This is a genomic window from Sphingopyxis sp. LARHCG72 (genome assembly GCF_052871675.1).
The window spans coordinates 173,936-194,152 of the sequence record NZ_JBIXJU010000005.1; the positions used below are offsets into that span (position 1 = coordinate 173,936).

General features: G+C 65.0%; 19 protein-coding genes and 2 tRNA genes. 12 read left to right on the forward strand and 9 right to left on the reverse strand.

The features are described from left to right. Positions 1 to 15 precede the first annotated feature (15 nt). Together ACIPPQ_RS13040 and ACIPPQ_RS13045 are read left to right on the forward strand one after the other, a co-directional pair. The gene (locus tag ACIPPQ_RS13040; protein ID WP_446544510.1) at positions 16 to 1,053 is read left to right on the forward strand and encodes a polysaccharide deacetylase family protein; all 1,038 of its coding nucleotides are present in this window, start codon (positions 16 to 18) and stop codon (positions 1,051 to 1,053) included. A gap of 67 nt (positions 1,054 to 1,120) precedes the next feature. Continuing rightward, positions 1,121 to 1,196: transfer RNA gene (locus tag ACIPPQ_RS13045), tRNA-Ile, on the forward strand. 32 nt (positions 1,197 to 1,228) lie between these two features. Here ACIPPQ_RS13045 and ACIPPQ_RS13050 read toward each other — a convergent pair. After that, positions 1,229 to 1,606 carry a hypothetical protein gene (locus tag ACIPPQ_RS13050; RefSeq protein WP_446544511.1) on the reverse strand — a complete coding sequence of 126 codons (378 nt, stop codon included), beginning with the start codon at positions 1,604 to 1,606 and terminating at the stop codon, positions 1,229 to 1,231. Positions 1,607 to 1,749: 143 nt separating this feature from the next. Between ACIPPQ_RS13050 and ACIPPQ_RS13055 the strand changes: the two genes are divergently transcribed. Further along, positions 1,750 to 3,225, forward strand: a complete 1,476-nt coding sequence (locus ACIPPQ_RS13055) for a M20 family peptidase (RefSeq protein ID WP_446544512.1) — start codon at positions 1,750 to 1,752, stop codon at positions 3,223 to 3,225. A gap of 17 nt (positions 3,226 to 3,242) precedes the next feature. Here the strand turns inward: ACIPPQ_RS13055 and ACIPPQ_RS13060 are convergent. The 3 genes from ACIPPQ_RS13060 to ACIPPQ_RS13070 all read right to left on the reverse strand — a co-directional run bounded on the left by ACIPPQ_RS13060 (position 3,243) and on the right by ACIPPQ_RS13070 (position 5,319). Continuing rightward, positions 3,243 to 3,319, reverse strand: a tRNA-Pro gene (locus tag ACIPPQ_RS13060). A gap of 16 nt (positions 3,320 to 3,335) precedes the next feature. Beyond that, positions 3,336 to 3,692 carry a hypothetical protein gene (locus ACIPPQ_RS13065; protein WP_446544513.1) on the reverse strand — a complete coding sequence of 119 codons (357 nt, stop codon included), beginning with the start codon at positions 3,690 to 3,692 and terminating at the stop codon, positions 3,336 to 3,338. A gap of 205 nt (positions 3,693 to 3,897) precedes the next feature. Then, positions 3,898 to 5,319 carry a M28 family peptidase gene (locus ACIPPQ_RS13070; protein WP_446544514.1) on the reverse strand — a complete coding sequence of 474 codons (1,422 nt, stop codon included), beginning with the start codon at positions 5,317 to 5,319 and terminating at the stop codon, positions 3,898 to 3,900. Between the two features lie 140 nt (positions 5,320 to 5,459). Between ACIPPQ_RS13070 and ettA the strand changes: the two genes are divergently transcribed. Next, positions 5,460 to 7,139 (forward strand): energy-dependent translational throttle protein EttA, encoded by a 1,680-nt coding sequence (gene ettA, locus ACIPPQ_RS13075; RefSeq protein WP_446544515.1) that lies wholly within the window; start codon positions 5,460 to 5,462, stop codon positions 7,137 to 7,139. Between the two features lie 5 nt (positions 7,140 to 7,144). Further along, positions 7,145 to 7,606, forward strand: coding sequence for a PaaI family thioesterase (locus ACIPPQ_RS13080; protein WP_446544516.1), 462 nt, complete (start codon positions 7,145 to 7,147; stop codon positions 7,604 to 7,606). Here ACIPPQ_RS13080 and ACIPPQ_RS13085 read toward each other — a convergent pair. From ACIPPQ_RS13085 to ACIPPQ_RS13095, 3 genes are all read right to left on the reverse strand, one after another. Continuing rightward, the gene (locus tag ACIPPQ_RS13085) at positions 7,603 to 8,304 is read right to left on the reverse strand and encodes a DUF899 family protein (protein WP_446544517.1); all 702 of its coding nucleotides are present in this window, start codon (positions 8,302 to 8,304) and stop codon (positions 7,603 to 7,605) included. The genes ACIPPQ_RS13080 and ACIPPQ_RS13085 overlap by 4 nt on opposite strands. Before the next feature lie 93 nt (positions 8,305 to 8,397). Continuing rightward, complete coding sequence (locus ACIPPQ_RS13090) at positions 8,398 to 8,976, reverse strand: hypothetical protein (protein WP_446544518.1); 579 nt, start codon at positions 8,974 to 8,976, stop codon at positions 8,398 to 8,400. Between the two features lie 13 nt (positions 8,977 to 8,989). Further along, a complete protein-coding gene (locus ACIPPQ_RS13095; protein ID WP_446544519.1) occupies positions 8,990 to 9,628 on the reverse strand; it encodes a carbonic anhydrase in 639 nt (212 codons plus the stop codon). Positions 9,629 to 9,690: 62 nt separating this feature from the next. Between ACIPPQ_RS13095 and lipA the strand changes: the two genes are divergently transcribed. Continuing rightward, the gene (gene lipA, locus ACIPPQ_RS13100; RefSeq protein ID WP_327455025.1) at positions 9,691 to 10,638 is read left to right on the forward strand and encodes a lipoyl synthase; all 948 of its coding nucleotides are present in this window, start codon (positions 9,691 to 9,693) and stop codon (positions 10,636 to 10,638) included. Between the two features lie 7 nt (positions 10,639 to 10,645). Beyond that, a complete protein-coding gene (locus ACIPPQ_RS13105; protein ID WP_446544520.1) occupies positions 10,646 to 11,125 on the forward strand; it encodes a type II toxin-antitoxin system RatA family toxin in 480 nt (159 codons plus the stop codon). On the opposite strand, the gene ACIPPQ_RS13110 is transcribed toward ACIPPQ_RS13105, so the two are convergent. Both ACIPPQ_RS13110 and ACIPPQ_RS13115 read right to left on the reverse strand, forming a co-directional pair. Further along, a complete protein-coding gene (locus ACIPPQ_RS13110; RefSeq protein WP_446544521.1) occupies positions 11,068 to 11,625 on the reverse strand; it encodes a CinA family protein in 558 nt (185 codons plus the stop codon). The genes ACIPPQ_RS13105 and ACIPPQ_RS13110 overlap by 58 nt on opposite strands. A 3-nt stretch (positions 11,626 to 11,628) precedes the next feature. Further along, positions 11,629 to 12,807, reverse strand: a complete 1,179-nt coding sequence (locus tag ACIPPQ_RS13115) for a bifunctional 2-C-methyl-D-erythritol 4-phosphate cytidylyltransferase/2-C-methyl-D-erythritol 2,4-cyclodiphosphate synthase (protein WP_446544522.1) — start codon at positions 12,805 to 12,807, stop codon at positions 11,629 to 11,631. A 94-nt stretch (positions 12,808 to 12,901) separates the two neighbouring features. Here ACIPPQ_RS13115 and dusB point away from each other — a divergent pair, with 94 nt between their 5' ends. The 5 genes from dusB to ntrX all read left to right on the forward strand — a co-directional run bounded on the left by dusB (position 12,902) and on the right by ntrX (position 20,157). Beyond that, on the forward strand, positions 12,902 to 13,900 hold the full coding sequence (gene dusB / locus ACIPPQ_RS13120) for a tRNA dihydrouridine synthase DusB (RefSeq protein ID WP_446544523.1): 999 nt from the start codon (positions 12,902 to 12,904) through the stop codon (positions 13,898 to 13,900). Next, a complete protein-coding gene (locus ACIPPQ_RS13125; protein ID WP_327454833.1) occupies positions 13,897 to 14,988 on the forward strand; it encodes a two-component system sensor histidine kinase NtrB in 1,092 nt (363 codons plus the stop codon). The genes dusB and ACIPPQ_RS13125 overlap by 4 nt, the downstream gene beginning before the upstream one ends. Continuing rightward, positions 14,985 to 16,403, forward strand: coding sequence for a sigma-54-dependent transcriptional regulator (locus ACIPPQ_RS13130; protein ID WP_446544524.1), 1,419 nt, complete (start codon positions 14,985 to 14,987; stop codon positions 16,401 to 16,403). Before ACIPPQ_RS13125 ends, ACIPPQ_RS13130 begins: the two co-directional genes overlap by 4 nt. Positions 16,404 to 16,496: 93 nt before the next feature. Next, entirely contained in the window at positions 16,497 to 18,788 is a 2,292-nt protein-coding gene (locus tag ACIPPQ_RS13135; protein ID WP_446544525.1) for a sensor histidine kinase, read from the forward strand. Continuing rightward, positions 18,778 to 20,157, forward strand: a complete 1,380-nt coding sequence (gene ntrX, locus ACIPPQ_RS13140) for a nitrogen assimilation response regulator NtrX (protein WP_446544526.1) — start codon at positions 18,778 to 18,780, stop codon at positions 20,155 to 20,157. Before ACIPPQ_RS13135 ends, ntrX begins: the two co-directional genes overlap by 11 nt. The last annotated feature ends 60 nt before the right edge of the window (positions 20,158 to 20,217 follow it).

Here is a 20,217-nt window from a genome sequence, read left to right on the forward strand (position 1 = left end):
CGGGGCAAAGGGGACATGGTGCAGCCTGCGGGCAATTTCTTTGCATATCCGGCCGCGGCCGAGCTGATCGGGCTCGAAGCGGGCGCGCGCCCGCGCTTCTGGGTCACGATCGACACCGAAGAGGATTTCGACTGGGCTGCGCCTTTTGCCCGCACGGGATACCGGCTAGATTCGGTACCCGCGCTCGCCGATTGCCAGCGCTATTTCGAACACGGGGGCGTGAAGCCCATCTATCTCGTCGACTGGCCGATCGTCGCCGATGACCGCGCGGTCGACATCCTTGGCGCGGCGCACGGCGCCGGGGCTTGCGAAATCGGCGCGCAGCTTCATCCCTGGGTCACGCCGCCGCACGACGAGGATGTGAACGCGCACAACAGCTATACGGGCAATCTGCCCGCCGATCTGCAGCGCGCGAAGATGGCGGCGCTGCGCGATGCGATTCGCGACCGTTTCGGCGCCGCGCCCACCGTCTACCGCGCGGGCCGCTACGGACTTGGCCCCGATACCGCGGCGATGCTCGCCGAACTCGGGTTCCGCTGCGACACATCGGTCCGGTCGGGGTTCGACTATCGCGCCGGACATGGTCCCGACTATCGCGCCGCGCCGCTCCATCCCTGGTGGGTTCGCACCGCCAAGGGCGCAGTCCTCGAAATGCCGGTGACGACCGTCTTCGGCGGCGCGCTCGGCGGGACAGGGCGCAGCCTCTATCACCGGCTCGCGCGGCGCGGCACGCACGCGGGGGCAGCGCTGGCCCGGCTGGGCCTCGTCGAGCGCATCGCACTGACCCCCGAAGGCATCCCGGCCAGCCGTGCATGCAAGGCCATCGACATCGCCATCGAACAGGGTCTGCCCGTGCTGAATTTTTCCTTCCACTCGCCTTCGCTGCAGCCGGGAAACACGCCCTATGTCCGCAGCGATGCCGACCTCGCGCTTTTCTATCGCTGGTGGGATATCGTCCTCGATCACCTCGCCCGGCGCGGCGTCGAGGCGACAACGGCGGCTGAGATACTGGCGATGGCCGACCGCGAGGCGCTCCGGACACCAGCCTCCTGATCGTTGGCGCTTGCCAATCCGGCGCACCCTCCGCTATCGCCCGCACATCCCCCGCCGGGTGGAAGGGGGGCCTGTAGCTCAATGGTTAGAGCTGGCCGCTCATAACGGCTAGGTTGCGGGTTCGAGTCCTGCCGGGCCCACCATTTTTCCTATCGCGCCCGAGCGTTCGGCACCCTTATGGCCTTTTCCTGCTGCTTCCCTGGAGTCGCTGCGCCGCGGTAAGATCCTTCAACACCTGCGCGCGCATTTCCAGTTCCCGCAGTTCGGAATCGGACAGGCCGTCGCGTGCATAACGTTCGGCGAGCGACGATATCTGGCTCGCTTCGCGGCGCAAACCTCGCGCCTCGCGTTTCGACAGCGTGCCATCATCGCGGCCTCGACCGATCCGCTCACGGGTTTCGCGCAGATCGTGACCGGGTGCCGAGCTGGCGGGCCGCGTGCCCATATCGGTTATTCCAGGCATGCGCTCGCTTCCGGTGGGCGCTCGCGGCATGAACTGGGCCTGCGCGCCTGCGGGAACAAGGAAAAGTGCGGCTACGACGACGAAACGCATGGCGGCCTCCCCAAGATGGACCAGCCCAACTTCCATCGCGGGCCATGAACCCGTTCTTAACGCCCCGATCGGGACGCAAGTCTGCATTTCCCTTGCAAATCGAAACCGATGGCGGTCCATTGCGCCGACAGAAGGAGAGGGACATGGGGAAGCGGCGGACGATACTGATCGGGGGGCTGGCGATTGCGGCAATCGTGGCGGGGACGGCGGCTGTACGCACCACGACATTCGAGCCGAAGGACATCGCCGATGGCAGCGATATCCGGCTTGCTGCGACACCGGCCTATGATCTCGACGCGGCGGTCGCGCACCTGAGCGCGGCGGCGCAGATCAGGACGATCTCGCATCAGGATCCCGCCGAAAACGATATCGCCGAATGGGACCGGCTGCACGGCTGGCTCGCTACCACCTATCCGGCGACGCACCGCGTAATGACGCGGACGATCCTGCCGAACCGCACGCTCATCTATCACTGGCCGGGCAGCGACGCTTCGCTCGCGCCGATCATCGTCATGGCGCATCAGGACGTCGTGCCGGTTACCGAGGGGACCGAAAAGGACTGGAAATATCCGCCCTTTGCCGGGACGATCGCCGAAAAGGCCGTATGGGGCCGCGGCACCGTCGACGACAAGGGCTCGCTGATCGGGCTGTTCGAGGCGCTGGAAGCGCTCGCCGTGCAGGGATTCCAGCCCAGGCGCGGCATCTATCTGGTTTCGGGGCATGATGAAGAAGCCGGCGGGTCGGGCGCCGTGGCGGCAGCGGCAAAACTCAAGGCCGAGGGCGTGCGCGCGCTCTATACGCTCGACGAAGGCAGCGTGGTGCTGCGCGATACGCCGGTGATCAACGGCCCCGCGATCCTGATCGGCGTCGCCGAAAAGGGCTATGCGACGCTCAAGGTCACCGCCAACGCGCCCGGCGGGCACAGCTCGATGCCGCCTCCCGAAACCGGCGTGACGACGCTCGCGCGCGCCGTACTGGCGATCACCGAAAACCCGTTCCCGATCGAGATGCGCGGTCCCGGCGCGGCGATGGTCGAGGCGCTCGCGGCGCACAAGGGCGGCACGACAAAGCTGGCGGTCGCGAACCAGTGGCTGCTCGGTCCGGTGCTCAAGAAGCAGCTTTCGGCATCGCCCTCGTCGGCCGCGGCCTTCCACACGACGATCGCGCCGACGATGCTGGAGGGAAGCCCGAAGGAGAATGTGCTGCCCCAGTCGGCGAGTGCGCTGATCAACTATCGCATCGCGCCATGGAACAGCTCGGCCGACGTCATGGCACGCGCGAAGGCAGCAGTCGGCGATGCGCCGGTCGAACTCAGCTGGGTCAAGCCGCCAAACGAGCCGTCGCCTGTGTCGTCGAGCAGCTCGCAGGGGTGGAAATATGTGGTCGCCGCTGCCCGCGCGGATGCACCCGATGCCGTCGTTGCGCCCTTCCTGGTGGTCGGGGCGACCGACAGCCGCAGCATGGCGCCGATTTCCGAGGATGTGTACCGGTTCATGCCGATGCACTTCACGCTGAAGGAAACGGCGATGATCCACGGCACCAACGAACATATGACGATCGACAGCTTCAAGCGGATGATCGACTTTTATGCGCGGCTGATTGCGACCTCGGCCGGGTAGTCGCTTTGGGAAGATAGTGGTCGGGGAGACAGGATTCGAACCTGCGACATCCTGCTCCCAAAGCAGGCGCGCTACCGGGCTGCGCTACTCCCCGACTACTGGACCGCGCCTTAGACAGCGCGGACGCCCAAGTCTATCCCGCCCGGACAGAAGGCAAAGAAAAAGGCGGCCTTCCCGAAGGAAGACCGCCCGTTTCTCGTTTCAGTCAACGCCCCGAAGGGCTGCGACTTACTTCTTTTCTTCAGCCGGGGCAGCGGCAGCAGCCTTGGCGTCAGCAGCCGGAGCAGCAGCAGCGGCCGGAGCAGCAGCGGCGTCGGCCGGAGCAGCAGCGGCTTCAGCGCCAGCAGCGGCAGCGTCGGCACCAGCGGCAGCGGCTTCAGCGCCAGCAGCAGCGGCGTCAGCGCCTTCTTCAGCAACAGCTTCAGCAGCCGGAGCTTCGGTGGTGGCTTCTTCAGCAGCCTTTTCACCGCAAGCGGCGAGGGCGAACATGCTGGCAGCAACGGCGATAGCAGCAAACTTCTTCATGATGTGTGGGCTCCCTAAAATGCCTTAACGCGTCCGGGAAAACTTCCCGTACCGCGAGCCGCGGGATTTAGCCGTTCCGCATGAATCGTCAACAAAAATAATTGAGATGGTCGGCGCGCGCGGAAATCTGTCATTTCTCCGTAACAGTCATGGAAGCTCGCTATCGCTGCTGTTGGCGAGAATCGCCAGAACCGCCGTCCAAACCACGACATTCTGCCGCAATTGCGCCGGGTCCACCTTGTCCAGCGTGTCGTCGGGCGTGTGGTGGATATCGAAATAACGTGTCCCATCCTGTGCCAGGTCGATCGCCGGAACGCCCGCCTGCACGAGCGCGCCGATATCGGCGCCTCCGTTCGCTGGCTGCCTCCCGCGCACGACGCCAAAGGGCATCACGGCGGCCGCGATCCGGTCGGACAGCGCCTTGGCGCTATCGGGCAATTTGAAGTCGATCCGCCACACCCGGTCGGCACCGAAATCGGATTCGAGCGCGACGGCGTGCTTCTCTTTCCCATGCGCGTCGAAATAGGCCTTGCCGCCGAACACGCCGACCTCTTCGGCGCCCGCCCACAGGATGCGGATCGTTCGGCGCGGCTGGCTGGCGGTCATGACGTGTTTCGCCGCCGCGGTGATGATCCCGCAACCGGCAGCATCGTCGATCGCACCGGTCCCGAGGTCCCAGCTGTCGAGATGGCAGGCGATGATGACAGGGCTGGCCGCAGGGTCGCTTCCCGGTACTTCGGCGATGACATTGCCCGATTGTTTCGTGCCGAGATTCTGCGGGGTCAGCACGAGTTTGATCTGGAGCTGGTCGGCGGCGGCGCCGGTCTGCGTACGATTCCATTGCCGGACAAGTTGATCGGCATCGGGGTTAGACAGCGCGCCCGCCGGGATGGGCTTCACGCCCGCATCGAAACTGGTGACGCCGGTATGCGGGTTCCGGTGGCTGTCGGTTCCAATGGAACGGATCACGATTGCTTTCGCGCCCTTTTTCGCTGCGACATTGGGTCCGTTGAAACGGCCTCGGCCGTAATAGCCGTAGCCGCTACCGTCCTGGGTAGGCTCCATCTGGTTGTCGACGAAGACAATGCGGCCTTTCACTTCGTCATCCGAAGCGGCGGCGAGTTCGTCGAAACTTGCGAAAGCGGCGATAGTCCCTTCGATCCCATTCGGGCCGGTCGACGCGCTATTGCCGAGGGCCGCAATGGTCAGCTTCTGGGGCAGGAAGGGATCCGTCAGCCAAGCCTCCTCGGTGCCGCGAACCCAGACAGGCATGTCGAACCGCTCTTCGCGCACATTGAAAAAGCCCATGCTCTTCAGTCTCGACATCGCCCAGCGGCGTGCTGCGGATTCGGCTTCCGTGCCGGCCATTCGTGGTCCGATCTCGGTCGTCAGATCCTCGACGATCGACCAGGCAATGTCGTCGCCCTGCTCTGCGGCTGCGGCAGCGCTTGACGCCGGAGCAGATAATATGATCGCGGTCGGGGCTTCAGAGGGCGCTGCCGATGCGCCGGCTGTGGCAAGGAGCAAGGCGGTCCCGGCAAGGCCGGTGCAGGTGCGGAGGATTTTCATGCCGCTTTCGTAACGGCGCGCCTCGCGCGCGCAAGCGCCGATTGCCCCAATGATTGCCAAGGGCGCGCCCATTCGCTAACCGGCGCGCAACTCAACTCTCCCGGCCGCGCGCGCGGCCCAGCCCATACCGGAGCATTTCCATGGCCGCCCAATATAGTTTCGTGATGAAGGGTCTGAACAAGACCTATCCCGGCGCGCAAAAGCCGACGCTCAAGGACCTGAGCCTGCAATTCTATCCCGATGCCAAGATCGGCATCGTCGGCCCGAACGGCACGGGTAAATCGACCCTGATGAAGATCATGGCGGGCATCGACACCGAATTCACCGGCGAAGCCTGGCCGGGCGAGGGGATCACCGTCGGTTATCTGGCACAGGAGCCCGAGCTCGACCCGACCAAGACGGTCAAGGAAAATGTCATGGACGGCGTCCGCGGCGTCGCCGACATGATGGACCGCTTCAACGAGATCAGCACGCTGATGGCCGATCCGCCCGCCGACGCCGATTTCGACGCGCTCATGGAAGAAATGGGCAGCCTGCAGGAAAAGATCGACGCGGTCGACGGCTGGACGCTCGACAACCAGCTCGAAATCGCGATGGAAGCGCTCCGCTGCCCGCCGGGCGACTGGAGCGTCGAGAATCTGTCGGGCGGTGAAAAGCGCCGCATCGCGCTGACCCGCCTGCTGCTCGAAAAGCCCTCGATCCTGCTGCTCGACGAACCGACCAACCACCTCGACGCCGAAAGCGTCGCGTGGCTCGAAAAGCATCTCGTCGATTATCCGGGCAACGTCATCCTCGTCACCCACGACCGCTACTTCCTCGACAATGTCGTGAACTGGATCCTCGAACTCGATCGCGGCCGCTATTTTGTCTACGAAGGCAATTATTCGACCTATCTCGAAAAGAAGGGCAAGCGCCTCGAACAGGAAGCGCGCGAGGATGCCGGTCGCCAGAAGGCGATCAAGGACGAACTCGAGTGGATCCGGCAATCGCCGAAGGCCCGCCAGGCCAAGTCGAAGGCGCGTATCAAGAGCTTCGACCAGCTCGTCGAGGCGCAGGAAAAGCGCATCCCCGGCAAGGCACAGATCGTCATCCAGGTCCCCGAACGCCTCGGCGGCAAGGTCATCGAGGTCGAGGGTATCTCGAAAGCCTATGGCGACAAGCTCCTGTTCGAAAACCTCAGCTTCTCGCTCCCGCCCGGCGGCATTGTCGGGGTGATCGGGCCCAACGGCGCGGGTAAATCGACGCTGTTCAAGCTGATCACGGGGCAGGAAACCCCCGACAAGGGCAAGGTGACGATCGGCGACACCGTCCGCCTCGGCTTCGTCGACCAGAGCCGCGATGACCTGAAGCCCGACAACAATGTCTGGCAGGAAATCTCGGGCGGTCACGAGCTGATGAACATCGGCAAGCACGAGATGCAGACGCGCGCCTATGTCGGCGCCTTCAACTTCAAGGGCGTCGACCAGCAGAAGAAGGTCGGCCAACTGTCGGGCGGTGAGCGTAATCGCGTGCATATGGCGAAGATGCTGAAACAGGGCGGCAACGTCCTGCTGCTCGACGAACCGACCAACGATCTCGACACCGAAACGCTGGCAGCGCTCGAAGAAGCGCTCGAAAATTTCGCCGGCTGCGCCGTGGTCATCAGCCATGATCGCTTCTTCCTCGATCGCCTCGCGACGCACATCCTCGCGTTCGAGGGCGACAGCCACGTCGAATGGTTCGAAGGCAATTTCGAATCCTATGAAGAGGACAAGATCCGCCGCCTCGGCGACGACGCGACGCGCCCGCACGCGACGTCGTACAAGAAGCTGACGCGCTGACCGGCATGAGCGGGGAGGGGCAGCCGCCGATTTCGGAGCCAATCTCGTCGAACGCGATCCGCCTTGACGCGGACGCGCTCAACGCCTTCATGGCGGAAGCCTTCCCGCATTCGGCGCCGGGTTCGCGCGGCCATGTCGTCTCCGCCGCGCCCGGCCATATCCAGGCGCGGCTGGATCCGAACGAGAATGCGCTGCGTCCCGGCGGGCTGATCTCGGGTCCGACGCAGATGGGGTTCGCCGACATGGCGGCCTATGCGCTCGTCCTCGCGCATATCGGCCCGGTCGCGATGGCGGTGACAAGCGCGCTCAACTACCAGTTCCTGCGCCCATGCCGCCCGGGGCCGCTGTTCGCCGACGCCTATATGCTGCGCCTCGGCAAACGGCTGGCGGTGATGGACGTGCGTATCTGGACCGACGATGCCGGCAAGCCCGTCGGACAGGCGAATGTGACCTACGCGATTCCCTAATATTCCAGCGAGGGATACCAGTCGGTCCCGCGGCCTGCGGGCGTCAGATCGAGGATATTCCACAGGCTGGCGATATCGGGCGCGCCGCGCGGATCCTGCCCCGGATCGGCCATTTCGGCCGTCATTTCGCTTTTCCAGAACAACCGGACCTCGTCGCCATCCTTCCGGAAGACGGCCAGCATCGGATTCTCGCCCCCCTCGGCATTCAGAAGCCTGAAATCCCTAGCATAATCATCGCCGACCAGTTGCACGAAATCGAGCGCCTGCCACCCACGCGCGGCCGCGAATGCCTGCTGGCGTTCGACCGGGCTGCGCCCGAAGACGTGGAACGCAACGCGGCGCCTGATGTCGTTGATATTGCCGTCGACCGAACCGAGCCAATTGGTGCACATCGGGCAGGGCCGTTCGCGTTCGGGTCCGTACATCCAGAAATAGGCGACCAGCGTATCGCGGCCGCCGAACAGGTCGGCAAGACCGAGTTCGATCCCGTCGTTCAGCCTGAACCGGTAGTCCTTCATCAATGGTCCGGGCGGGAGCGCCCGGCGCTGCGCCGCCACGCGGGCGATCCGCCGGCGCAGGTCGATTTCCTCGGCGAGCAGCGATTTGCGGGCTTTGGTATATGATTCATCTTCGCACGCGAAAGCATGTCTGCGCGAAGCAAGCGCCGGCGCAGCCAGCAAGGTCTGGCGAAGAGCCATCCAATTCTCCTTTTTCGGGAGAACGTTCGATTTGCATGATTGTTGCAGCGGTCTTTCACCGCTGCCCGCAGACTGGCGTCGTTTCGTCGCCGATCAGGCGGGGGCGACTTCCCAGAGGATCAATTTGGTGGCCTCGACATTCTCGCGCGCCTTCGCGCCGTCGAGGCGGGTCAGCTTGGCGTCGCCTTTCAGCGCGCTCATCTCGAACATCGCGTCGATGACGGCGACTTCGCCGGCGGCGACCTCGATCTCCATCGCCCCCGCGTTCGCCATGATGCCCTTTGCCATCGCGGCATGGAGCCGGTGGGTACCGGGCTCGACGTCCGCCATCAGCATCTGCCCCGATTTGATCTGGCCCCTGGCGGTTTCATCGAGCGTGACGTTCATCCCTTGCAGCGCGGCGACGAAACCGCGGCGCGTCACATAGATGCGCGCCTTGCCTTCGGGTGCGCGCATCGCCCGGGCGTCGGCGAGCGCGGCGGTATCGGCCTTCTTGCCCGATTTGTTGCTCGACAGCGACCAGACGATCAGCCCGACGATCGCGACCAGCGTGACGATCGAAAAGGTCATCATCGCGCCGGTCGACAGCGACTGTGCAAGAGCAGGTCCCAGGAATGCCCCGACAATCGCCGCGACAAAAATCATGGTCACCCAGAATGCATTCTTGCTCATGTCGCCCTCCTGCTCAGGCGGGAGAAAATTCTCCCGTCGCTTCGTCCATCACATGCAATACGCCGTCGCTGATCGCGAAAAAGGCGCCGCGCAGGGTCAGCGTACCACGCCGTACCTTTTCCTGAATGCAGGGAAAAGTCATCAGATTGTCAAGGCTTACGCGCACCGCCGCAAGCTCCATCGCGCGGCCGGCTTCGCGATTGTCAATCGCGGGATGTTCGCTGCGCACCTGCTCGCTCGCCTCGTCGAGCATGGCGATCCAGTCGGCGATAAAGCCGCCGCGGCCCGGTTCGGCGCCCGCCATCGAACGATGCAGCGCGGCGTGGCAGCCGCCGCACATGCCGTGTCCCATCACGACGATTTCCTCGACCTTCAGGAACTGAACGGCAAATTCGAGGGCCGCCGAGACGCCGTGACGTCCGGGCGTCGTTTCGAATGGAGGCACCAGCGCCGCGACGTTCCGCACGACGAAGATTTCGCCCGGGTTGGTGTCGAAAATCTGCGACGGTTCGGATCGGCTGTCCGAACAGGCGATGACCATCACCTTGGGCGATTGGCCCTCGGCCAGCTGCTCCCAGCGTTCGCGTTGTTCAGCCCAACCACCGTTACGGAAACGGCGATATCCCTCGATCATATCTGCAAAGTGAGTCATGCGTCGCCCTTAGCATAGGTAGAGAGGTTGAGAAGAGGCGCGTGCACGACTATGTGGGCGGCATGAACGCTCCCGCATCGCCCGCCCAGCAGCCTGCCACCACTCCCAGCCAGCGCGCGCGCAAGCCCGACTGGATCCGCGTCAAGGCGCCGACCAGCCCCGGTTATGCCGAAACGCGCAAGCTGATGCGCGAACTCAACCTGCATACGGTGTGCGAAGAAGCGGCCTGCCCGAACATCGGCGAATGCTGGACCAAGAAGCACGCGACGGTGATGATTCTCGGCGACACCTGCACGCGCGCCTGCGCCTTCTGCAACGTCAAGACCGGGATGCCGCGCCCCGTCGACCTGCTCGAGCCCGAGCATACGGCGATCGCGGCGGCGAAGATGGGGCTCAGCCACATCGTCATCACCTCGGTCGATCGCGACGACCTGCCCGACGGCGGCGCCAGCCAGTTTGTGAAGGTCATCAACGCGCTGCGCCGCGAAACGCCGCAGACGACGATCGAAATCCTGACTCCTGACTTTCGCAACAAGCCCGAAAGCGCCGTCGCGGCGATCGTCGATGCGCGGCCCGACGTCTATAACCATAATCTCGAAACCGTTCCGCGGCTCTATCCGACGATCCGCCCCGGCGCCCGCTATTATGCGTCGCTTCGCCTGCTCGAAAGCGTCAAGCGCCGCGATCCGTCGATCTTCACCAAATCCGGCGTCATGCTCGGTCTCGGCGAGGAACGGATGGAGGTCCATCAGGTGATGGACGACATGCGCAGCGCCGACATCGATTTCATGACGATGGGCCAGTATCTCCAGCCGACGCCGAAGCATGCCAAGGTCATCGACTTCGTGACGCCGCAGGCGTTCGACGCCTATGCGCAGATCGCGCGCGCCAAAGGCTTCCTGCAGGTCGCCTCGTCTCCGCTGACGCGTTCGAGCTATCACGCCGGCGACGATTTCGAGCGGATGCGCGCCGCGCGCGAAGCACAGCTGGCTCGCGTCAAGGCGGACTGACCAGCCTTTGCCACGGCATCACGAAACCCGCGTCCTGCCGTATAGCGACGAGCAGATGTTCGCGCTCGTCGCCGATATCGAGCGTTACCCGGAATTTTTGCCGTGGGTGATCGCGCTGCGCGTGCGGAGCGACAGCGAGCATGAGGCCGTCGCCGACATGATCGTCGGCTTCAAGGGGCTGCGCGAAAGCTTTTCCTGCCGCGTCCACAAGGAACGGCCGCACGAGGTTTGCGTGAGCTACATCGACGGACCGATGAAGCATCTGAACAACGAATGGCATTTCCAGCCGGCCGAGGGCGGGGGATGCCGCGTCGATTTCCTCGTCGATTTCTCGTTCCGCAGCCGGATGTTCGAGGCGCTCGCCGGACAGATGTTCGACAAGGCGCTGCGCAAGATGATCGCGGCGTTCGAAGCGCGCGCCGACGAACTTTACGGGGCGGGAAGGACGATATCCTCCGACGGCCGCAGCTCGTCCTTGGCGGGTTGAAGCAGGTCGAGCGCGAACAGCGTTGCCGCCTGGCGGATCGCGGCGCGATCGGTCGATTCGAACTGCACGCGCTGGGTGAAATAATCGTCGGGATCCTGTCCGCGTAGCGCGCGGGCGAACACGACCTGCCCGACGGGTTTCTTTTCCGATCCGCCGCCCGGGCCCGCGATCCCCGTGATCGCAACCGCGACATCGGCGTCGCTGTTCGCGAGCGCCCCCGCAGCCATCGCCCAGGCGGTCGCGAGCGAGACTTCGCCGAAGGTTTCGAGGATTTCGCCGCTGACGTCGAGCTGGGTCCGCTTGGCGTGCGCCGAATAGGTGATGAAGCCCGCCGAAAACACGTCCGAACTGCCGGCGATGTCGGTCAGCGCGGCGCTGACCATGCCCCCGGTGCAGCTTTCGGCGACGGCGATCTTGCGGCCCGCGGCGCGGTTCTCCGCAAGCACGCTCGTGGCAAGCTCGTCGCGCGCGGTGAGGCGCGATTCAGCGTCGGTCGGCACGTTTCAATTCTCCGGAAGTTGCAGGGTCGCGGTGGCCTGTGCTGCGATCCCTTCGCGGCGGCCGGTAAAGCCGAGCCGCTCGGTCGTTGTTGCCTTCACACTAACCCGTTCGATCGGAATCGCAAGGATTTCGGCAATTCGCGTGCGCATCGCGGCGCGGTGCGGGCCTATTTTCGGCGCTTCGGCGATGATCGTCAGGTCGACATGATCGATGCGCCCGCCGCGCGCCGACACGCGCTCGGCCGCAAAGGCGAGGAAACGGTACGATTCAGCACCGCGCCATTGCGGGTCGCTCGGCGGAAAATGGTCGCCGATGTCGCCGTCGGCAAGCGCACCCAGGATCGCATCGGTCAGTGCATGGAGTCCGACGTCGGCATCGCTATGGCCTTCAAGTCCATGACTATGCGCGATTTCTATTCCCCCGATCCACAGCGGCTTGTCAGGCACCAAGCGGTGAACATCATAGCCAATGCCGACGGCGGTGCGCATCATTCGATCGATCCCCAGCAAGCCGTTCAGGATCGCCATATCCTCGGCATATGTCAGTTTGTAGAGGCGGGCATCGCCGTCCACCGCGGCAACCGGCAGGCCAAGCCGCCGGACGAGCTGCGCGTCGTCGGTCGCGGCCGCCTCGACGGCTTCGGCGTGCGCGCGGCGCAATGTGCCAAGCCGGAACGCCTGCGGCGTCTGGACGCGCGCCAGCGCGCTGCGGTCGACCACGTCACCGGCAAGATGCGCGGCCTGCTCGACCAGCGTATCGGGAACCGGGAGCGTCGGGATCGCCGCTTCGGCATCGCCAAGCGCTGCGAGCAGGCGATCGACTACCTCGGCGGTCACGCCCGGCCGCGCCGCATCGTGAACGAGGACCAGCGCATCGTCGCCCCAGCCGGCCAGCGCGGCGAGCGCATTGCCGACCGATTGCTGGCGTTCCAAGCCGGGATTGGCGGAAATCCAAGCGTCCGGGAGGCCGCCGATTGCCGCCACGACGTCATCATTTGCGACCAGCACGCCGCTTGCAACCGCCGGATGGGCGGCAAAGGCATCGAGGCTCCAGCGCAGCACGGGCCTGTCGCCCAGCATCGCCAGCTGTTTCGGGTGGCCGAAGCCCGCGCGCGTCCCCTGGCCGCCCGCAAGCAGCACCACCGCCACACGCGGCGAAGAGGGAAGGGTGGACTCGCTCATCGTCCGCGCGGTTAGCGCAGCCGCGGCTTGCGGGAAAGCCGCTTAGCGTGTAGGGGCGCTGCTTATTTTTTAGGCAATCGACGAAGGTTTCGCCATGGCGCCGCTGCGGCCCATCCAGATCGGCAACATCACCATCGCGGATCCCGTGATCCTCGCGCCGATGACGGGCGTCACCGATCTGCCGTTCCGCAAGCTCGTGCGCTATTATGGTTCGGGGCTCAACGTCACCGAGATGATCGCGAGCCAGGCCGCGATCCGCGAAACGCGCCAGTCGATACAGAAAGCGGCGTGGGACCCGGTCGAAGAGCCAGTATCGATGCAGCTCGTCGGCTGCACCCCCTATGAAATGGGCGAAGCGGCGAAGCTCAACGAGGATCGCGGCGCGTCGATCATCGACATCAACATGGGCTGCCCGGTGCGCAAGGTCACCAATGGCGATGCCGGCTCGGCGCTGATGCGCGATTTGAAGCTCGCTGCGGCGTTGATCGATAGCTGCGTCAAGGCGGTGTCGGTGCCGGTGACGGTCAAGATGCGCATGGGCTGGTGTCACGACAGCCTAAACGCCCCCGAACTCGCGCATATCGCCGAGGATCTCGGCGCAAAGCTCGTCACCGTCCACGGCCGCACGCGCAACCAGATGTACCGCGGCGAGGCCGATTGGGGCTTTGTCCGCAGCGTCAAGGATGCCGTGTCGATCCCGGTTATCGTCAATGGCGACATCTGCTCGGCCGACGATGCGCGCACCGCGCTCGCGCAAAGCGGCGCCGATGGCGTCATGATCGGTCGCGGCGCCTATGGCCGCCCCTGGCTGCTCGGCCAGGTCATGGCGGCGCTCCGCGGCGAGGCCGAACGCCCCGATCCGGGGATCGACGAGCAATATGACGTCATTACATCGCATTACCGCGCGATGATCGACCATTATGGTGAGGTGACCGGCGTCAATATGGCGCGCAAGCATCTCGGCTGGTACGTGAAAAGCCTCCACGGTTCGGCCGAGTTTCGCAACAAGGTCAACCAGATCCCCAGCAGCCGCGACGTGCTCGACGCGCTCGAGCGCTTCTACACGCCGTTCCTGAGCAAGGCGGCCGCGTGACCGCGCTCACGTCGAGCATCCCGAGCTTCGACCATGACGAGCTGATCCAGTCGCACCCCGTTCCCACGCTGCTGATCGACGGCGGCGGGGTCGTGCTGTTCGTCAACGCCGCTGCCGAACAGCTTTGCAATGTCAGCCGCTCGGCGATGGTCGGCCGCGTCATCTATGACGTCATCGAGATGGACCGCAGCTATCGCCAGCGCATGAACGACGCCTCGACGTCGGCGCTCTTCGCGCACCGCGCCGAAATCTCCCTCGGCGGTCGCAAGTCGATCTTCGTCGACATGCAGATGGTCCCCTATGGCCACAGCGGCCACCGCATCCTCGCGCTGGTGCCGTCGCAAAGCGACGCCGAACTGATGGGCGGCGCGATCGGCCGTTCGGGGCGCGCAGCCGGCGCGGCGGCGTCGATGCTGGCGCACGAGATCAAGAACCCGCTCGCCGGGATCAAGGGGGCGGCGCAATTGCTGGCGCGGAAAACCGACGCCGGCGGCGAGCGCTTCACGACGCTGATCTGCGCCGAAGTCGACCGCATCGCGACGCTGATCGACCAGATGGAGCATTTCTCGCGCGGGCAGCCGATCGCATGCGGTCCGATCAACCTTTACCAGCCGATCCATCAGGCGATGGAAACCGCCCGTGCGCGTCAGTTTCCGGGCGTCCGCTTTGCCGAAGATTTCGACCCGTCGCTGCCGCTGGTGCACGGGAACCATGACGCCATGGTGCAGATTTTGCTCAACCTGCTGACCAACGGCTGCGAGGCGCTCGGCGGGCGCGACGATGGCGTCGTCCGATTGACGACGGCCTATCGTCACGGCCTGTCGATCGACAATGGCGACGGACGCGGGCGCATCGCGCTGCCGATCGAGGTCAGCGTCAGCGACAATGGCCCGGGCGTACCCGCCGATATCCGCGGCGACCTGTTCGATCCGTTCGTGACGACGAAGCGCGAGGGGCGGGGGCTCGGTCTCGCGCTCGTCGCCAAGCTCGCGCGCGACATGGGCGGCACCGTCCAGCATATGCGCGACGGTGAATGGACGCGCTTTCGGGTCCACCTTCCGGTTGCGCAAAAGGGGCGGGGCGCATGAGCCAGGGCAAGACGATCCTGCTGGTCGAGGACGATCCGGCTATCGCGATGATCATTCGCGAGACGCTGGTCGGCGAATGCGGCCATTTCGCGTCGGTCGCGAGCCTCGCCGAGCGCAACGCCTGGCTGGCCGATAACCGTCCCGACCTGATCATCACCGATGTCGTCCTGCCCGACGGCGACGGCATCGATTCGCTGTCGCGCGCCACAGTCGATCCGGCGACGCCGGTGATTGTACTGTCGGCGCAGAACACCCTCGACACCGCGGTACGCGCGACGGGAATCGGCAGTTACGACTATCTGCCCAAGCCCTTCGACCTCGACGAACTGACCGCGAGCGTCCGCGCCGCGCTGGAGCGCCGCGCCGAACCGGCTGCAGGCGTCGCGGCCGCGCCCGCCGACAGCCATGGCCTGGTCGGGCGTGCCCCTGCGATGCAAGCGGTTTACCGCACGATCGCGCGGCTCGCGTCGAACGACCTCGCCGTGCTGATCCTCGGCGAATCGGGAACCGGCAAGGAGGTGGTTGCGCGCGCGATCCACGCCACGGGGCTCCGCCGTAACGGGCCGTTCGTCGCGATCAACATGGCCGCCATTCCGCGCGAATTGATCGAGGCCGAGCTGTTCGGCCATGAAAAGGGCGCGTTCACCGGCGCGCACAGCCGCAACGCCGGGCGTTTCGAGCAGGCCGCTGGCGGCACGCTCTTCCTCGACGAGATCGGCGATATGCCGCTTGAGGCGCAGACGCGGCTGCTGCGCGTACTGCAAAGCAACGAATATTCGACCGTCGGCGGCAGTCAGGCGCTCCGCGCGGATGTTCGCGTCATCGCGGCGACGCACCGCGACATGCGGACGCTCGTTGCCGATGGCCGCTTCCGCGAGGATCTTTTCTATCGGCTCAACGTCATTCCGGTCACCTTACCGCCGCTCCGCGACCGGCGCAGCGACATCGCCGCGCTCGTCCGCCACTTCGTCGATGCCGGGCGCAGCTCGGGCTTACCCGACCGGCAGTTCGCCCCTGCCGCGATGCAATGGCTCGAACGCTATGACTGGCCGGGCAACGTCCGCGAACTCGGCAATGTCGTCCAGCGCCTCGCGGTGCTTTCGCGCGACACCGTCGTCACCGTGCGCGACGTCGAAACGGTGCTCCACGAAAATGGCGAGGTCGGCGGCGCGGTCGAGCCCGCGGCACTCATCGCCCGCGCGGTCGACGACTGGGCGCGCGAACAGATGGCGGATACCGTAAGCGACGGTGACATCCATGCGCAGCTTGAGGCGATCGTCGAAGCCGCACTATTCCGCCGCATTTTGCGCGACGTGCGCGGCAACCAGCTCGAGGCAGCCCGCCGCCTCGGCATCAACCGCAACACGCTGCGCAAGCGCCTCGGACAGCTCGACATCGACCCGGCGCACCCTTGAAACGCTGCGACAGTCGCGAAATCGGGGCAATTGGGCGACACACAGGCAAATTGTGTGTTTTCTATGCAACAGGATTGTCGTAACACGGCCACAATGGCGCAATCGTCCTCCCTGGCGTTCGACACGGACTCTGACGGCGAGGAAGCGCGCTCGGGAATCTGGCGCTTTGCCGCGCCCGAATATTATACGTTGGCGGTCATCGTCAGCGTCGCCATCGCAACCTATATCTTCATCACGGGCGATGCGCAGAGCGAACGACTGCTTACCCCCGCGCTCGTGGCGACGATCATGGTCGCCAACCTCGTGCCCGCCATGACACTGATCGTCCTTGTCGGCAGCCGCGTGGCGCGCGCGCGCGCAGTGCATTCGATGGCGGGCGGTCGCGGACGCCTTCACGTCCGGCTGGTCGCGCTCTTCTCGCTGATCGCGGCAGCGCCGACATTGCTCGTCGTGATCTTCGCCTCGCTGCTTTTCCAATATGGCGTCGATTTCTGGTTTTCCGATCGATCGCGCGGGATGTTCGAGAACGCCGCCAGCCTGGCCGAAGGTTATTATCAGGACAATCAGCGCGAAGTGGGGGCCAACACCATCGCAATGGCGACCGACCTTGGCGGCCTGCTCGCCCGCGTTCCGATCGATGCGCCCGATTTTTCCAACTATTATTTCCAGCAGGTCGTCGTTCGCAACCTCAACGAATCGGCGATTATCGAGATCGGAAACGACGGGATCGCACGCACCGCGGCGATGATCGACCCCGATAACCGCGCGGCCGAAAACCGCCTGTCGCCCGCGATGGTAAAGCGGCTCGATGCCGGCGAGGAAGTCGTGGTGATCGTGCAACCCGACCGGATCGAGGCGGCGACGCGGCTTCCGGGGCAGCGGCGCGCCTATGTCTATGCGTCGCGCGACGGTAATGTCCCCGCGTTCAAGCAGTCCGAACGCGCGCGGACGGTGCTTGCCGACTATAATGGCCTGTTCGAACGGTCGCAGCTCCTGCAGTTGCAATTCAACGGCGCGCTCTATCTCGGTTCGCTTCTCTTGCTCGCGTTGGCGGTGATCGCCGCGATCGTCGTCGCCGACCGCATCGTACGCCCGCTGGGCACGCTGATCGGCGCAACACGTACCGCAGCCGAAGGCGATTTGTCGGTTCGCGTCACCCCGCCGCTTCGCGATGACGAGATTGCGGTGCTGACACGCGCATTCAACCGTATGACCGAGCAGCTCGAATTCCAGACCGGAACGCTGGTCAGCGTCAACGAACAGCTCGAAACACGGCGCAGCTTTATCGAAGCCGTGCTTAGCGGCGTATCCTCGGCGGTCGTGTCGGTCGACGCCGACCACCGCATCCTGCTCGCCAACGCCGCTGCCGAACGCCTGATATGCCAGTCGGCCGAATGCTTGACCGGGCGCCCGCTGGCGGATGTGGCGCCCGAACTGGCGCGGCTGTTGACCGGGGAAGAGCGCGAAGCGATCGTGCAGCTTTCGCGCAAGGACGCCGAACCCGCGACGCTCGCCGCCAAGGCGGTCGCACAGGGCGATGGTTTTGTCCTGAGCTTCGAGGATATCACCCAGCAATTGCTCGACCAGCGCCGCGCCGCCTGGTCCGACGTCGCGCGGCGCATCGCGCATGAAATCAAGAATCCGCTGACCCCGATCCAGCTCGCGGCCGAGCGGCTGCAGCGGCGCTTCGGCGACAAGGTCGAGGGGGACGCGGCGACGTTCCGCAAGCTCACCGACACGGTGATCCGCCAGGTCCACGACATGCGCCGGATGGTCGACGAGTTTTCGAGCTTCGCCCGGATGCCCAAGCCGACCTTCGGGGTCGAGGATGTCCGCGACATCCTGCGGCAGGCGGTGTTCCTGTTCGAGGTCGCCAAACCCGATATCGCCTTCGCCGTCAAAACCCCGGGCGAGATCGATCCGCTCGTCTGCGACCGCCGCCTGCTCTCGCAAGCATTGACCAATATCGTCAAAAACGCCGTCGAAGCGATTGAAGAGAAATACAAAAATTCGGACACAATTGCGACAGGCCATGTCGCGGCCGAACTCGAGGTCGGGACCGATGGCGTGATCGTCATTCGCGTCACCGACGATGGGATCGGCTTGCCCGAAGCCCGCGACGCGATCGCCGAACCCTATATGACGACGCGGCAGGGCGGAACGGGGCTCGGCCTCGCGATCGTGAAGAAGATCGTCGAGCAACATTATGGCGAACTGGAATTTTCCGACAATCCGGCGGGGCGGGGGACGTGCGTCACGCTGACGCTGCACCCCGACCGCCTGCGGCCGCTGGTCGGCAAGGGCGGAGATGGCAGCATGGGGCAGGCAGAATCGGTTCCGGGACGGATGCGGAACCGACAGGACAGAGAAGATCATGGCGCTTGATATTCTGATCGTCGACGACGAACGCGACATCTGCGACCTCGTCGCCGGCGTCATGGAAGACGAAGGTTACGAGGCGCGCACCGCCTCCGACAGCGATTCGGCGCTGGAAGCGATCCGCCAGCGGCGACCCTCGCTCGCGCTGATCGACGTCTGGTTGCAGGGCTCGCGGCTCGACGGGCTGGGGCTGGTCGAGGCGATCAAGGCGTTCGACCCGACGCTGCCGATCATCGTCATTTCGGGCCATGGCGGGCTCGACACCGCGGTCGCGGCGATCCGCCGCGGCGCGTTCGATTTCATCGAAAAGCCGTTCGAGGCGTCGCGCCTCCTCCATCTCGTTGCGCGCGCGACCGAAAGCGAGCGGCTGAAGTTCGAATATGAACAACTCCGCGAAAAGGCCGGCCCGTCGGACGAACTCACGGGGACGAGCGCGGCGATCAACAATGTCCGGGCGACGCTGAAGCGCGTGGCGGGGACGGGGAGCCGCGTGCTGATCACCGGCGCCCCGGGCGTCGGCAAGGAAGTCGCTGCGCGCGTGCTGCATGGCTGGAGCGGACGGCACTCCGCGCCGTTCCGTGTCATTTCGTCGGCGCGCATGGACCCCGAAACGGTCGAAACCGAATTGTTCGGATCCGAGGCGGAGGATGGCTCGATCCGCGTCGGGCTGCTCGAACAGGCGCATGGCGGCACCTTGTTCCTCGACGAGGTCGCCGACATGCCGCTCACGACGCAGGGCAAGATCCTGCGCGTCCTGACCGACCAGAGCTTCGCGCGCGTCGGCGGGCGCACGATGATCCGCGTCGACGTGCGCATCATTTCGGGTTCGGCGCGCGACCTGATGACCGAAATCGCCGAAAGTCGCTTTCGCGAGGATCTCTATTACCGGCTCAATGTCGTGCCGGTGCATATCCCCCCGCTGCGCGAGCGGCGCGACGATATCGCCAGCCTGTGCGACCATTATGTCCGCCGCTACGCGGCCGATCGCCGCGTGCCGCCGCCCGAGATCAGCTCGGAGGCGATGGCGGCGCTGCAGGCGCATGAATGGCCCGGCAATGTCCGTGAACTGCGCAACGTCATCGAGCGCGTGATGATCCTCGCGCCCAGCGACCGGCTGGCGCGGATCGATGCCGACATGCTGCCCGCGGAACTGGTGCGCGGCGGGACCGATATCCTGCCCAATTCGGAATCGATCACCGCGATCCCGCTGAAGGAAGCGCGCGAAAATTTCGAGCGCGAATATTTGCGCATCCAGATTAACCGTTTTTCGGGCAATATCTCGCGCACCGCGACCTTTATCGGCATGGAGCGCTCGGCACTGCACCGCAAACTGAAACTTTTGGGGCTTACCGAGAGTTCGGACGGCGAGGGATAGCGGCTTTGCGCTAGACCTCGCCCGTGCTTTGCCGCATATTGGCATCAGAAGAAGGTCTTT